Genomic DNA, 14,072 nt, shown 5'->3' on the forward strand with positions numbered 1-14,072 from the left:
AAACGGAGGAGACTTTAACAGTCACTCCGTTTTTTTGTTTCCTCAAAAAAGATTTTTCTGTCCTTTTTCAAATAAAGGAAAAAGCTTATAGTATAGTGAGGAGAAGAGGAAGAAAGGGGGCAATAGATGCCGTATATTGGTTACCGAACACTGAAAACAGCAATTGGTGCTGGATTATCAATTTTTCTTGCTCAATTACTTGGACTAGAGTTCTATGCGTCAGCGGGTACATTAACGATCCTATGCATTCAAATTACGCGAAAGCGTTCGCTTAGCGTTTCCATTGATCGATTTATCGCATGCTTAGTCGCCATGGTTTTCAGCCTTCTGTTTTTTAAATGGGTTGGATTTCATGCTTTCACAATCACGATGATGATGTTGATCTTTATTCCGACATTAGTACGCTTACGTGTAATTGAGGGTTTTATTTCCAGTTGCGTTATTATGTTACATATCTATTTGAAGCAGGATTTAAGCTGGAGCTTCTTATGGAATGAATTACAATTGGTTACGATCGGTATAGGAATTGGGCTCCTTATGAATTTATATATGCCTAACAAAGATAAGGAATTATGGGAGCTTCAGCAAAAAATAGAAAAAAACTTCTCTGTGATTTTAAAGGAATTGGCAGGCTATTTACGCCATGGGGAAGATGGATGGCCAGGATCAGAAATGGTGGAAACACCTGTCTTGATTAAAAAAGCAAAAGAGCTTTCCTTACTGATAGTTGAAAATAACTTGTTGCGGCCTGAATCAACCATCTATCGTTATTTTGGGATACGGGAGAAGCAATTCGATATTTTAGAGAGAATGCTGCCTATTGTTTCAGGCCTCTCTTTACAGGTTCCTCAGGGAAAACAGATTGCTGATTTTCTCGATGACCTGAGTGTAAAAATACATCCAGGCAATACGTCATATGTATATTTGGATGGCATTCGCGAAATTAGAGAACGTGTACGACAAGAGCCTTTGCCTGTTACACGTGAAGAATTTGAAGTAAGGGCCTCGCTCTTTTATTTGTTAAGTGAAATTGAACAATATCTTTTGCTCAAACATAATTACATTCGTTCAGAGAGAGAATTGGAACGAATGCATGCACGGTTAAAAGTGGGGAAAGCAAAAGCAAAAGCCAAACAGAAAGAGTAATTTTTTAACCATGGGAGAGGTTTTGATGAAGAAAATCATTTTATTTTTGCAAGTGATTGCATTAATAATCATGCTTCCAGCTTCTGTGGGAGCTGTATATTCAATGAAGGGTATTCCTGTATTGATCTACCATTCTATTGCGGATAAGCCGGATAATCCCTATTGTGTACCTCCTAGAGAGTTTGAGGAACAAATGAAATGGTTCCATGACGAAGGGTATCAGACTCTGACAGCAACTGAATTACTTCAATATTATAATGAAGGAAAGCCGGTGCCAGACAAGTCTGTAGTGATCACAATTGACGATGGATATGACGACAATTATCTGATTGCTTATCCTATTTTTCAGGCTTATAAGCAAAAAGCGACAATTTTTGTTACAGCTGGTTCAGTAGGAAGACCTTCCTTTATGACTTGGGATCACATAAAGGAAATGCACAACAGTGGTTTAATTGATTTTCAATCACATACAATGACGCATGCTCACCTAGATAAGCTATCGCCTGATGTTGTTTATCAGGAATTAGCTCTGTCCAAGGCCATGCTTGAGGCTAAGCTACATAAAAATATAGACATTCTTGCTTATCCATACGGAGGATTTAATCGTGCCATGCTGCCAACGGTACGTGAAGTGGGATATAAGATGGCATTTACCACTGTTCCGAGTAAGACAACTCCAAAGCAAGGAATGTATACGCTTCGTCGCATAGAGATCCATCCTAAAGCTTCCCTTCAAGCTCTGCTTCAACCCAATCCAATGCCAACTACACATCTTACATTTTTAAGCTCTCTGTCACGATAAGTGATGGAGAGTTTTTTAAAAGAAAAAATGGGTGCTTATTTGCGTCCATTTTACCATCCGTTCTTATTCCCCCGGCGTATGATGAAAGAGAATGAACAGATGGGATGTGATTCTTTTGAACACGGAGTTAAGGAAAGCCGTGGAACATACGTATTGTATGCAAATCCTAGACACGGATATTTTGCATGATACGGGAAGAACGATCGTAATCCATTTGAAAACGTCAAAGGGAGACTACGTCCTGAAGAGGATCATTCTGGATGAGGAACGTTTGCAGTTTATCTTGGCAGTAGAGGATCAAATTCGGAGTACGGGTATTTATATTCCAAATGTTTTACCTACAGTTGATGGAAAACGCTATTTTATCTGGAAAAATCAATATTATTTAATGCAACAATACATTTATGGTGATCCATCTACTGATCCGGACATGGGAGAGACCAGCGTAGAAAATATATGGGAGCGCGGTGTTTTATTAGGGCAGTTGCATCGTGCATCATATGGTTTTAGCACCCCTATGAGCCCAAAATACATGGGATTGAATAATTGGAATGAACACTATCAATCAGGTCTGTATTATTTGAAACGCTGGTATGAAAAAAACAAGAACAGCTCCTCGGAACGAAAACAGGTGATGTGCGAGTACCTCCCTTATTTTCAGGTGGCCGGTTATGAGATTTACCAAGCATTACAGAGGTCTAGTTATTATGCTAATTTGAAATACCGATCAGTTGCTGAACAGTGGATTTGTCACGGGGATTTTCATCGGGGAAATGTTTTTAAGCGTCGAGGGCAATTTTGGGTGATTGATTGGGAATTTACACGTCATGATTTTCCTTCTAAGGATTTGGAACGTTTGGTTAATTTGCTTGTAAAAAAACAGTCTAGATGGAGCAGAAAAGCTTTTACTACCTTAATAGACCAATATTTATCTAATAATACTTTATCCCAAGCGGATCAGTGGATCATGTATCATGACTTAGCTTTTCCGCATGGAGTCAGAAGAATGGTTAAGCACGATCTGTATAAAAAGGGTTCTGTTAGTGATCTAGAGGAACTTTTACAAAAAGAGTGGGATCGAGGCGAGCATTTAAAACAATTAATAGATTGATTTATTTGGAATATATTAGGATAATATAAGCAGCAAGAGGGAAAGTGTCGAAAGTGTCTGTTTATTAGGAAATGCTGGCGCTTTCTCTCGAAAATAGGTAAGGACCCTCGATAAACTTTTTTTGATTAGTGAAATACGAGTAATTATGACAAGCTCTCGCATGTTTTTACATGGAAAGTCGAAAGGTTTTACTAGTAAAGAATTGGAAACATACCTATACTTAGTAAGGAAAGTATAAGTGTGGAGGGTGTTATGGAAGAGGTAACGTTAGAGTCAACAATCGAAATTTTAAGATCGGACATGATTCAAGCGTATAAAGAAAAAGGTAATTTTGTCGATTCGCGGGTGGTACATATCAGCCAGCAGCTAGATACCTACATTGTTCAACTTCAACTGCTACGTCGTCATTCGTAGGATTACGGTATTTCCTAAGAAAACATAACAGGAGAAGTTTACGCAACCTGACACGGTTAGGTTGTTTTTTTGTTTGAGTTTCTTACAAGGATTCCATATTTTTTACACAAGTTCTTATTTCTTTTATGTTACACTAGGTGGAGATTAGGAAGGAAAGTATAGAATGGCAAAAGGAGTAGAATGATGAAAAAATTTGACGTAACCATGCTTACTATTGCAATTCTAGTAGTAGGTTTAGTTATACTAGGTGTGGCAGGTAAGCAGGAAACACAAGAACCAGCAGTAGCTATTGTTAACGGAGAGGCAATAACAAAAGATCGTGTCATTAATGGCTTTACCCCTAAAGGTCAGCAAAAGGTTATGGAAAATGCAATCAAAGAAATTGTTATAAGACAAGAAGCGAAAAAGCTTGGGGTACAAGTTGACCAAAAAGCAATAGATGCTGAAGTAGAACAGATTAAGAAAAGCTGGGGAACGAAAGAAGAATTTGAGGAGTTCTTAAAACGCAAGAAAATTACAGAAGCAGACATGCGTAAGGATTTGGAGATGAGCGAGCTTTCCGAGAAGGCCTTTGCCACATCTATTCCATTGAAAGACGAAGAAATAAAAAAATATTTTGAACAGCATAAATCCGAATTTGGTGATAACGCTGTTTATGAGAATGTAAAAGATAAAGTAAAAGAGAAGGCAATGAGCGAGCACAAAAAAGAGTTTTTTGATCAATGGATTCATACTTTAGTGAAAAATGCAGATATTAAATACATCAGTAAAATCGAACAACCTGTCTTCGAGGAAGACGAGAAGAAGTAAAACGGCGTTTACACGCAAGCAAAATCACTCCCTAATTTATATGGACTAGGGAGTGATTTTTTTATAATAACACGATACAAGGGCAGGGCTGGGATGAGGCTCCTATCTTCGAAAAGGAAAGAACCCAAGTTTTCTGCCATTCCCTTGTTACTTATGGCATGTAGGGTAAAGTAATTTCAATGGTAGTTCCTTGATTCATTTCACTTCGCAGCTGAAGAGTACCATTGTGCTCACGTATAATTTTGGAACTAACCATGAGACCAAGCCCAGTTCCGGTTTCTTTGGTTGTATAGAATGGTTTGCCTACTTTTTCTAATGTAGACAGAGGTATACCACAGCCTTCATCAGAAAAGCGGATTACTGCATGATGCTCTAGCTTTGTTGCTTCAATATGAATACAACCTCCAGCGGGCATGGCTTCTACACTGTTTTTGATGATATTGATAAATACTTGTTTTAACTGACGGGGTTCACAGAGAAGAGAGGGGATATCCGGTTCCCAGTGAGTAGAGATCGTGACATTAGCTAATATAGCTTGGGATTCTAATAATGTAATTACATCCTGCAATAAGGAGCAGATATCATTTGGAGCTAATTGGTATCCCTGCGGTTTAGCTAACAGTAATAATTCGTTTGCAATAAAATGGATGCGATCTAATTCTTTTAGCATGATGTCTGTATATTTATTGCTGTCTTCAGGATGGGTCTGCAAAAGCTGGGTGAATCCGCGCAGAGCCGTAAGCGGATTACGAATTTCATGAGCTATGCCTGCAGCCAATTCTCCAAGCAGAGAAAGCTTTTCTGATTGTTGTAAAAGGTTCTCGGTTTGTTTTTGATGATGAATGTTCTCTCCGATGAGGGCAAAGCCCAGAATGTCTCCGTCTTTACTAAGCATAGGAATACAGGAATTACGAATGAAGAGAAAGTGTCCGTCATGATGCCTGACCCGTAATTCTATAGGATCAGCATCTACTTGCTTTGTTTCATATATATGATGAAACCATTTGCGCAAATGAGGGATATCATCAGGATGCAGATAGTCAAATGGGTGTTGTTGATAGTAGTCTTGCAGAGGATGTCCGAATATCGTTTCATGAGAGGGGGAAACAAAGACTACTTTACCGCGTGAATCTAGAAAAGTGATGAGATCAGAAGTATAATCTGCTAGAATTTGATACTTAAGCTGGCTTTCCCATAGCGCTTCTTCTAACATATGCTCGTGTGAAAACTCTTTTGCGATTCCGTGCATCCCAACGGTTTGATCGAAGGCAAGCAAGGGAAGAAACATAACCTGCAGCCACACGGTATATCCCTTTTTATGCCGGATGGAAAGAGTAGTTGCAAACGGAGTCCCTGTTTGAAGGTGTTCATAGATATGGTCTGCTTCATTCCAATAGTCTGGATGTAGTAGGTCATAGACGTTTTTTTGTAATAATTCAGATTCAGTGTATCCGGTTATTACACTGCATTTCTCGTTGACATCCCGAAAAGCTCCTGTAATATCTAGGGTCATGTAAGCATCATCAGGTGAAAGGTTTGAATTGCTTTGTTTGAACTTTTCGAAAATTACACGCCACTTCGTTTTTTTGCCCAACTTTCTAATAAGGAGGAGATGAGTCGTTTGGCCCTGCTTTCTGTAGGATTGAATGAGTGTTTTGACATAAAGAGAGCCGTTATCTATCGTGTTGATTTCATAATGCTGTTCAACAGGAGATGCCTCTTCTTCGCAGTCTCTTAATGTAAAATCAGGAAAAAACTCTTGCAACGGCCTACCAATCAATTCTGTTTCAGCATACCCAATCCATTGGAGTAAAACATGGTTCGTATAAACGATGATTCCTCTACTATCGATCTGAATGACTCCTGTTGGTAGATGATCAAGAATATCCTGATGCGATACAGAGGAAAAGAACGGGAGAGCTTTCAAGTTACTCATGTAAAAAAACCACCCTACCTTCTAAAAAACTGGAGCACACTCTTCCATTTAAGTATAAAAAAGGAAACGTTATCTTTACTTTAAGTCATGGACGCCTTTTGTTCAATACTTGTTCTTGATTAATTATTAGAAGGATGTTAAAAATAAGAGCCGTTCCTCTTACTCTTACAAGATTGGCGAAATCGGCTCTAATTCATTGATCATAGAGGAAACACCAAAAAAGCTTGTAATTCTGGCATGAAAGCAAGTTAGTCTGACCGCTATTTTCTTAGAGGCTGGAGGATTGAGCGAGCGGTAATCGGATGGTGATGGTTGTACCTTTGCCCACTTCACTACTAATCGACAAATTACCACGATGCTCTTTAATGATTTTTTGTGTAATCATTAATCCTAACCCAGTGCCTTTTTCTTTTGTGGAGATGAACGGTTGACCTAACTGAGAGATAAGCTCGTCGGGAATTCCACAGCCTTGATCAACTACTTGAATATAGGTACTTTCTTCTTTTGTACTTACCGTAATTTGAATAATGCCACCATTATCCATTGCTTCCAATGAGTTTTTAAGTAAATTGATAAAAACTTGTTTTAATTGGTTTTCCTCACATTCTACATAAGGATCATCATCACCAAAATCCATTAGCACCTGAACGTTGCTAATAATGGCTTGTGTTTGTAACAGCAAAACAACGCTGGTTAACAGTTGCTGCAGGCTCTTCCGTTGTAAACGTAATACCTGTGGCTTTGAAAGAACTAATAGTTCGCTAACAATCATATTAATACGATCTAATTCCGTCAGCATGATTTGAAAATAAGGCTGATAATCCTTTACGGATGAACGGAGCAATTGTACGAATCCGCGTAACGCTGCCAAAGGATTGCGAATTTCATGGGCTACCCCAGCAGCTAGTTCACCGATAGCAGACAATTTTTCAGAGTTAAGCAGTAGTTGCTCGGTTGCTTTTCGTTCTGTTATATCTCGGGAAATAGCTGCTGTTCCCACAATTTTTCCCGTTACATCATGGATAGGAGATAAGCTCAGGCTGACATAGAGCTTGCTACCATCTTTTCGCTCTTGATGTGTTTCATAACTGGTAATGTAATTATTTTCTTCCTTATCACGGCAAACAAAGATCATTTGCTGTGAATCATTTGGCAAAAATTCATGCAAAGGTCGACCAATTACCTCTTCACTACTCCAACCATACATTTTTTCAAAGGCTCGATTAATTCGTAGCACAGTACCATCTAGATCTAAGACATAGATCGCATCCGTTGAGTTGGTAAACAGAGATTCCAGTAAATCCTTAGTTGAACGTAGCTCTTCCTCTGCTTTTTTTCGTTCAGTTATATCAATGCATGAAGCGATTACCTCGACTACACGATCATTGCGGACAATTGGACGCAAGGAGGCTACATAGCAGACACCTACTACATTTTCTTCGTAGGTAACACTCTCTCCCTGCCAAGCCCTTTCGTAGTAGCTGCGCTTACTTTGTAAATAAGGGAGGACGTCCTGCATACGTCGACCTACTACATATTCTGGTGTTAGACCTAGACGATACAGCAATTCTCCATCTGCCATTGTATAAATAAATTCCTTGCCAGACTTAATGAATTTAAAGGTCATGCCTTTTTGCATCTGGAGCGTATTTTTTAAGTCTTCCTGAGCCATCATGAGAGCGCGTTCTGTTTGTTTTCTAGCGGTAATATCGAATCCCATAAAATAGACACCTACTACTTGTGATTCAAATACTTTAGGAAAGCTGATCAGGCAAATGTAGACAAGATGTCCTTGTTTGTTGCAAAAGGGGATTTCTAGCTTGTAATGTCCGCCCTGAAGAACCCGACGGAATCGGATGCTCTCAGCGGTGCGATCTTCCTCAAACATCATTAAATCCTGATAAGAACGGCCGATTAATTCGTGTGCGGAGTAGCCTAAAATCTGTTCGCTTGCATGATTTAAACTGAAAATTCTGCCTTGTAAGTCCGTGGAGTATACAAGGAAAGGATTCTGCTCAAACAAGGATTGATAAAGGTCAGATTTCTGGGCCTGATTTTGTTTAATATAGATAGCAAGAATTCGTGGAGTATTATTTGTGATGATTGTTGTGTGTACATCTATGGAAAAGCTAGCTCCATTCTTGTGTAGACCAATCCATTCCTGATTGTACGTGGGAATAGATTGGTTTTCCTGCTGAAATAAAGAATGAAAGGTAGATCCATGAATGGTTGGAAATAAAATAGGAAAAGATTTGCCGATGATCTCTTCTTCCCGGTAGCCAAACGTGCTACTGGCTGCATGGTTGCAGCTAAGGATGTGACCAGTATCCGCTACGCTAATGATGCCTAACGGAGCTTCGGCAATAAGTGACTGAAATAACGTATCGTTACCGGAAGAAAATAAATTCATATCATTCACGACCTGTCTCATCCAGTGTTAGTAACGTTGATAGCCCTATTGTCTATCGACTTCGTTACGTTTCATATACATCTCAAATTGAGCCAATGCACTTATTTCATCGGCTCCTTCTTGCTTGATTTCCGTGTGTACTGTAAAACGTATCCGATCGCTGGGCTGTTTAAGTGTGTTACGAACCAGTTGTTCTGTCTCCTTGGAAATAGAAGCTATCGCTACAATATCACCTTGAGCTGGTGCAGAGTATTCGACAGAGCTTTTGGTTACCAGTAGCAGAATATGAGGAACTAAGTCAGAAAAGGTGGATAAAATGGAAGCAGCAGCGGCTGATTCAGCTAATGTAAAGAGGGCACCAGCATGTATGGTGCCGACATGATTTACATTAGAAGGTGAAAAGGGGAGCCGAGCACATGCTTCACCAGGTGATGATTGTGTGATGGTAACTCCAATTGTTTGGGCAAATGGTACTTGCTTGACAAAAAATTTTTGAACGGGGTTCATCTTGACACTTCCCTTCTTATAACTTTACTTTCGTTACAAGGAAGAGAGTTCGGCAGGTAGGGAAAAATATCCTTTTTTGTCAGATGAAAACGATATTACTCGAATGACGGCATCTAGATTAAGAGGACCGTAAATATGTGGATACAATTCTCCGTCTTTCGCTAGATCATATTTTAATTCCGAGCTAAGCCGAGTAGGATCAATCACTAAGAGCAGCAGATGCTGTTGTCCTTTGTAGATTCGATTAGCAACACCTTCGAATTGCTCCGGAGTAGAGCAGTGAATAAATCCTTCCGTGTCTAGGGATGGATGTAGGTATGTACCTTGCTCTTGGGCAGTATTCCATTGCTGTTCTGTAGAGATTTTCAGAATCATATCCATAGCTGACATTCTCCTTTGTGGTAGAAATATACAATTGTTTATCTGTACTATTCTACAACTTTCTTTAAGGCTTGGGAAAGGAAAAACAAGAATGAGCAAGAATGAATATTCAGAAGCAAACGTTTGCAGGCGGTTCGTGCAACTAGAAGAGCTCCGGTCCCAAAGTAAATAGAATAGGGGGAGTTTGCGATGATGAATGCACAATTAACACTTGCGCCTATGATGGAAAGAGCAGAAAAAATGTTTGGCAAAAAACAGGTAATATCACGTACATCTACGGGTATCTATCGATTCACCTACACTGAGATTGGGGAAAGAACAAGACGTTTGGCCAGTGCGCTTGAAACACTTGGTATTAAACGTGGGGAACGAGTAGGAACTCTAGCGTGGAATCATCACCGACATTTAGAAGCCTACTTCGCTATTCCTAGTATGGGGGCGGTATTGCATACCATTAATATCCGCTTATCTCCTGAGCATATCATCTATATCATTAATCACGCAGAAGATCAGGTTCTGTTGATAGACGATGACATTCTTCCATTAATCGAGCAGATAAAAGATCACTTACACACTGTAAAGGCATATGTACTGATGACTGATCACGATCAATTGCCTGCCTCAAATCTACAACCTCTTTATTCCTATGAACAGCTATTAAAAGAAGCAGACCCTTCCTATCAATATCCAACTGACATCCAAGAGAGAGATCCAGCAGGCATGTGTTACACGTCTGCTACTACAGGGAACCCAAAGGGCGTTATCTATTCTCATCGCGGAATTGTATTACACTCTATGTCTCTAGGGCTAGCAGATACACTAGCATTAGCTGAAAAAGATATCGCAATGCCGGTAGTTCCAATGTTTCACGTAAATGCGTGGGGCTTCCCTTTTGCAGCCACCTGGTTTGGTTGTACGCAAGTGATGCCAGGACCGCGCTTTACGCCTCAGATTTTAGCTGATTTGATTGAAACAGAAAAAGTAAGCATTACAGCCGGAGTGCCAACGATTTGGTTAGGTCTTTTACAGGAATTGGAGAATGGCCGATACGAAACCTCCAGTTTGCGAGCCGTTGTTTGCGGTGGATCTGCTTCTCCTCGCAGTTTAGTAGAGAGGTATCGTAAAAAATTTAATATCCCCTTCTATGTTGCCTATGGGATGACGGAAACCAGTCCGTTAGTTACTTGCTCTAAGCTAAAAAGCTATCAGGAGGAAAATCTATCGGAGGAAGAAAAACTAGATTTCCTCTGCAAACAGGGAACATTGGTTCCTGGCCTTCAGATGAAGATAGTGGGGCCGAATGGAGAAGTGAAGGCGGATGGTAAAGAGATGGGCGAGCTGTTAATTCGCGGCCCATGGATTGCAGATAGCTATTATAAAGATGAGCGGAGTGAAGAAACATTCCAAGATGGCTGGCTACATACGGGAGACGTAGCGACTGTGGATGCAGAAGGATTTGTGAAGCTAGTTGACCGTACAAAGGATTTAATTAAGAGTGGGGGAGAATGGATTTCTTCTGTGGATGTGGAAAATGCGCTGATGGGTCATGAGGCTATAGCAGAGGCATCCTGCGTGGGTGTACCTCATCCGCAATGGGGAGAACGACCAATCGCGTGCGTTGTATTAAAAGAAGGACAAAGCGTTTCAAAGGAAGAGCTGCTTGCCTATTTGAAACCTAAATTTGCCAAGTGGTGGCTACCAGATGATGTCCTATTTGTAAAGGAGATTCCAAAAACATCTGTAGGCAAATTCTTAAAACGAGCGTTACGTGAGCACATTGTTGACCATTATGCGAAGGAACCGCAAGCATAAGGAAAGATAGGTGTACGTTATCAGATAAACGTCTAGCTCTTCTTTTTCTCTAATGAATATGTTGAGAGAAAGGGGGACTGTCTATGGAGTGGATTCGCTGTCAGTGTCAGCGATATGCGCAGCTTTGGTGGAAGGAACAGAATCTGGACGTTCAAGGAATAGGTTTACTATTTGGATTAGGTATAGTCAGTTTGTTTGGGGTTATTTATGTCATTTTACTATAGTTGTATAAAAGTCTTCTCTGCATCCAGGAGAAGACTTTTTACTTATTGCATTTCTGGCTTTTCCTACATATCGGGCAACGTAATTTTATAGAGCTTTGTCAGCTTTCAAGGATTTGTTGCATAGGGGTATAAAAATAGGGTGGTTCTAGGGGATATTGGTCCTGTGGCATCGCATGCAATAAACATTGTTGGGATAGGCCTGTTATGATAGGCTAAAATAATGGGAGATTGATAAATAGCATTATCAATAGGTGAGGGGTTAACGTGCGTAAATTAAAACCGAAATATAAAAAGATTATAGAAGCTGCCACTGTCGTTATTGCCGAAAACGGGTTTCAACAGGCTCACGTTTCAAAGATTGCTAAAAGAGCTGGTGTTGCTGACGGTACTGTTTATTTATATTTCAAAAATAAGGAAGACATTTTGTTGTCGTTATTTGAAGATAAAATTACAGAGTTTTTAGAAGAAATGTCTCCTGATATAGATCGGGCGAGCAAGGCGACCGATAAGCTGCGAGTATTTGTAGAAGGTCATTTTTCGCGATTCTCGAATAATCCTCATTTTGCGATGGTAACCCAATTAGAATTAAGGCATTCTGACAAAGAGGTACGGCGCACAATCAACAAAATTCTAAAGGATTATCTATCCATGATTGATAAGATATTAAAGCTAGGAATTGAGAATGGAGAATTTGACCCACTGCTAGATATTAAAGTAACTCGTAGAATGGTCTTTGGCGTTGTCGATGACTTGATGACGAATTGGGTCATGAACGATCAAAATTACGATCTCATGGAGCTTACCGATAGTGTCTATCAATTTGTCAGCCGAGGCTGTGGAGTAGTTCAGCAGGCATGAAGTGAAGCGGTGAATTTTATTCCGATTTTTTTGATAAATAAGTTTTTTTATCCGGCTTTTATTGAACGAAGAAGAATCTAATGAGAGAATAAAACTTGTTTTGTCCAAGAGTTACAAATTTAGAAGCATCGTTTCTTTTGAAGTAGCTTATGATTGATTAAAGGGGGATGAAGATGATTACTTTTAAACGACTGACTCATCTGACTTTTGACGAAGCGGTGCGGCTTTGGAATGCAGGGTTTTCTGAATATTTCGTTGATATTCAGGTTGATACTGATTCTTTTTTGAAACGTTTAGGTAAGGATGAGCTTTCTCCTGATTTATCTATTGTAGCATGTAAGGACGAGGAGCCTATCGGGTTTATTCTAACCGGCTGGCGTATGATCAAAGGCAAAAAGGTGGCCTGGAATGGCGGAACAGCAGTCAAACCAGAGTGGCGTGGACGTGGAATAGGGAAGCTGATGATGAAAGAATTGCTCTGCATCTACGAGGAACTAAATATAGACATTGCTACCTTAGAAGCGATTGCTGAGAATAGAAGTGCGATATCTCTTTATGAAAAAATGGGGTATCAGATTGCAGGCAGAATTATATTGGTGAAACAACGCGGCACACTACAGAAGGGGATTATTCCAGATAAGCCTTCCCATTCATATATCTTGAAACATGGTATGGCTGCTGAGGCGTTAACGATCCCCTTTTATCAGATATGGTCTCCTTATCAAGCTCAGGCTATGGGAATGCAGGATGGCGAATCAGTAATTGCTTATAACGAAGAAGGACAATGTGTAGGCTATGCACTATACCGAAGAATGTTTAATCAGTCAGGTGAAATGGAGGGGATAACTTTACAGCAATGCGAAATGAATCCTCAACTAGACAGAGAAGAAAGGGACGTTATCACGAAGGAATTGCTGACTTATGTGCTAAGTCCTGAATTAGAAAATATAGAACGAAGTACCAATATGGTTGTATATGAAAAAACGGGGCTTTATGCTCTACTTCTTGATTTAGGTTTTACCTTAAGAATTGAACAAGTGTACATGATAAATCAATTAAAAAAACAATAGACTAAGTGGAGATATAATGTTGTTTATTTTAATAGGAAAGAGATTCTGAAGGCATGGATAATCTATTAGAGTCTCTTTTCATTCCTTTTATAGTTTGAAATATATGAATATATTATTAGGGGTTGCAAAGCTGTATTGGACGTGATAAGATACTTCTTGTCGCCTCACGAGAGGCTAATAAAGACAAGATGTTAAAGAAGTTAAGAAAAAACTTTTTTTCAAAAAACATGTTGACTTTAATGAAAGAATCTGATAGAATTAATTCTTGTCGGCAGGAGAAAACGACTGACGACAATGAAAAATGATCTTTGAAAACTGAACAGTAAAATGTTTGATAGAAACACTAGCCAAGCAAGTTTTGAAGCTTTGATCAAGAACTACTTTAATGGAGAGTTTGATCCTGGCTCAGGACGAACGCTGGCGGCGTGCCTAATACATGCAAGTCGAGCGAGGGTTTTCGGACCCTAGCGGCGGACGGGTGAGTAACACGTAGGCAACCTGCCTGCAAGACTGGGATAACATAGGGAAACTTATGCTAATACCGGATAGGGGTTTGCTTCGCATGAAGCGAACCGGTAAGATGGCGCAAGC

At 39.8% G+C, this 14,072-nt stretch carries 13 protein-coding genes and 1 rRNA gene; 10 read left to right on the top strand and 4 right to left on the bottom strand.

Annotated elements, in window-relative coordinates; genetic code table 11:
- The first annotated feature begins 126 nt into the window (after window positions 1–126).
- The 5 genes from AYJ08_RS21795 to AYJ08_RS21815 all read left to right on the top strand — a co-directional run bounded on the left by AYJ08_RS21795 (window position 127) and on the right by AYJ08_RS21815 (window position 4,283).
- Window positions 127–1,146, top strand: a complete 1,020-nt coding sequence (locus AYJ08_RS21795) for an aromatic acid exporter family protein (protein WP_064019456.1) — start codon at window positions 127–129, stop codon at window positions 1,144–1,146.
- A 25-nt stretch (window positions 1,147–1,171) separates the two neighbouring features.
- Window positions 1,172–1,948, top strand: coding sequence for a polysaccharide deacetylase family protein (locus tag AYJ08_RS21800; RefSeq protein ID WP_064019457.1), 777 nt, complete (start codon window positions 1,172–1,174; stop codon window positions 1,946–1,948).
- 91 nt (window positions 1,949–2,039) lie between these two features.
- Complete coding sequence (locus AYJ08_RS21805) at window positions 2,040–3,059, top strand: phosphotransferase (RefSeq protein WP_231929226.1); 1,020 nt, start codon at window positions 2,040–2,042, stop codon at window positions 3,057–3,059.
- Between the two features lie 252 nt (window positions 3,060–3,311).
- Window positions 3,312–3,473: an aspartyl-phosphate phosphatase Spo0E family protein gene (locus AYJ08_RS21810; protein ID WP_003340731.1), complete on the top strand. Its 162-nt coding sequence runs from the start codon at window positions 3,312–3,314 to the stop codon at window positions 3,471–3,473.
- 180 nt (window positions 3,474–3,653) lie between these two features.
- Window positions 3,654–4,283: a SurA N-terminal domain-containing protein gene (locus AYJ08_RS21815; RefSeq protein WP_064019458.1), complete on the top strand. Its 630-nt coding sequence runs from the start codon at window positions 3,654–3,656 to the stop codon at window positions 4,281–4,283.
- A gap of 151 nt (window positions 4,284–4,434) precedes the next feature.
- Here AYJ08_RS21815 and AYJ08_RS21820 read toward each other — a convergent pair whose 3' ends face one another.
- From AYJ08_RS21820 to AYJ08_RS21835, 4 genes are all read right to left on the bottom strand, one after another.
- Window positions 4,435–6,219 carry a PAS domain-containing sensor histidine kinase gene (locus AYJ08_RS21820; protein WP_064019459.1) on the bottom strand — a complete coding sequence of 595 codons (1,785 nt, stop codon included), beginning with the start codon at window positions 6,217–6,219 and terminating at the stop codon, window positions 4,435–4,437.
- Window positions 6,220–6,487: 268 nt separating this feature from the next.
- Entirely contained in the window at window positions 6,488–8,629 is a 2,142-nt protein-coding gene (locus AYJ08_RS21825; RefSeq protein ID WP_064019468.1) for a PAS domain S-box protein, read from the bottom strand.
- A 45-nt stretch (window positions 8,630–8,674) separates the two neighbouring features.
- Window positions 8,675–9,136, bottom strand: a complete 462-nt coding sequence (locus tag AYJ08_RS21830; RefSeq protein WP_064019460.1) for a YiiD C-terminal domain-containing protein — start codon at window positions 9,134–9,136, stop codon at window positions 8,675–8,677.
- Between the two features lie 33 nt (window positions 9,137–9,169).
- Complete coding sequence (locus AYJ08_RS21835) at window positions 9,170–9,517, bottom strand: DUF952 domain-containing protein (RefSeq protein WP_064019461.1); 348 nt, start codon at window positions 9,515–9,517, stop codon at window positions 9,170–9,172.
- A gap of 189 nt (window positions 9,518–9,706) precedes the next feature.
- Between AYJ08_RS21835 and AYJ08_RS21840 the strand changes: the two genes are divergently transcribed.
- The 5 genes from AYJ08_RS21840 to AYJ08_RS21855 form a co-directional block, all read left to right on the top strand.
- Window positions 9,707–11,329 (top strand): long-chain fatty acid--CoA ligase, encoded by a 1,623-nt coding sequence (locus AYJ08_RS21840; RefSeq protein WP_064019462.1) that lies wholly within the window; start codon window positions 9,707–9,709, stop codon window positions 11,327–11,329.
- Between the two features lie 83 nt (window positions 11,330–11,412).
- Window positions 11,413–11,553 carry a hypothetical protein gene (locus AYJ08_RS24175; RefSeq protein ID WP_197490783.1) on the top strand — a complete coding sequence of 47 codons (141 nt, stop codon included), beginning with the start codon at window positions 11,413–11,415 and terminating at the stop codon, window positions 11,551–11,553.
- Between the two features lie 264 nt (window positions 11,554–11,817).
- Window positions 11,818–12,411 carry a fatty acid metabolism transcriptional regulator FadR gene (locus AYJ08_RS21845; RefSeq protein WP_003334729.1) on the top strand — a complete coding sequence of 198 codons (594 nt, stop codon included), beginning with the start codon at window positions 11,818–11,820 and terminating at the stop codon, window positions 12,409–12,411.
- Between the two features lie 173 nt (window positions 12,412–12,584).
- Complete coding sequence (locus AYJ08_RS21850; RefSeq protein ID WP_064019463.1) at window positions 12,585–13,481, top strand: GNAT family N-acetyltransferase; 897 nt, start codon at window positions 12,585–12,587, stop codon at window positions 13,479–13,481.
- A gap of 382 nt (window positions 13,482–13,863) precedes the next feature.
- Window positions 13,864–14,072: ribosomal RNA gene (locus AYJ08_RS21855) — 16S ribosomal RNA — on the top strand; the annotation flags it as partial.

The organism is Brevibacillus sp. SKDU10 (assembly GCF_001645205.1).
Classification (GTDB): Bacteria; Bacillota; Bacilli; order Brevibacillales; family Brevibacillaceae; genus Brevibacillus_B; species Brevibacillus_B halotolerans.

Excerpts from the sequence above, each read along its gene's own strand:
- AYJ08_RS21805 (WP_231929226.1), top strand. The coding sequence starts at position 2,040 with ATGAACAGATGGGATGTGATTCTTTTGAACACGGAGTTAAGGAAAGCC.
- AYJ08_RS21830 (WP_064019460.1), bottom strand. The coding sequence starts at position 9,136 with ATGAACCCCGTTCAAAAATTTTTTGTCAAGCAAGTACCATTTGCCCAA.
- AYJ08_RS21850 (WP_064019463.1), top strand. The coding sequence starts at position 12,585 with ATGATTACTTTTAAACGACTGACTCATCTGACTTTTGACGAAGCGGTG.
- AYJ08_RS21815 (WP_064019458.1), top strand. The coding sequence starts at position 3,654 with ATGATGAAAAAATTTGACGTAACCATGCTTACTATTGCAATTCTAGTA.
- AYJ08_RS21820 (WP_064019459.1), bottom strand. The coding sequence starts at position 6,219 with ATGAGTAACTTGAAAGCTCTCCCGTTCTTTTCCTCTGTATCGCATCAG.
- AYJ08_RS21795 (WP_064019456.1), top strand. The coding sequence starts at position 127 with ATGCCGTATATTGGTTACCGAACACTGAAAACAGCAATTGGTGCTGGA.
- AYJ08_RS24175 (WP_197490783.1), top strand. The coding sequence starts at position 11,413 with ATGGAGTGGATTCGCTGTCAGTGTCAGCGATATGCGCAGCTTTGGTGG.
- AYJ08_RS21835 (WP_064019461.1), bottom strand. The coding sequence starts at position 9,517 with ATGGATATGATTCTGAAAATCTCTACAGAACAGCAATGGAATACTGCC.
- AYJ08_RS21800 (WP_064019457.1), top strand. The coding sequence starts at position 1,172 with ATGAAGAAAATCATTTTATTTTTGCAAGTGATTGCATTAATAATCATG.
- AYJ08_RS21810 (WP_003340731.1), top strand. The coding sequence starts at position 3,312 with ATGGAAGAGGTAACGTTAGAGTCAACAATCGAAATTTTAAGATCGGAC.
- AYJ08_RS21825 (WP_064019468.1), bottom strand. The coding sequence starts at position 8,629 with ATGAATTTATTTTCTTCCGGTAACGATACGTTATTTCAGTCACTTATT.
- AYJ08_RS21840 (WP_064019462.1), top strand. The coding sequence starts at position 9,707 with ATGATGAATGCACAATTAACACTTGCGCCTATGATGGAAAGAGCAGAA.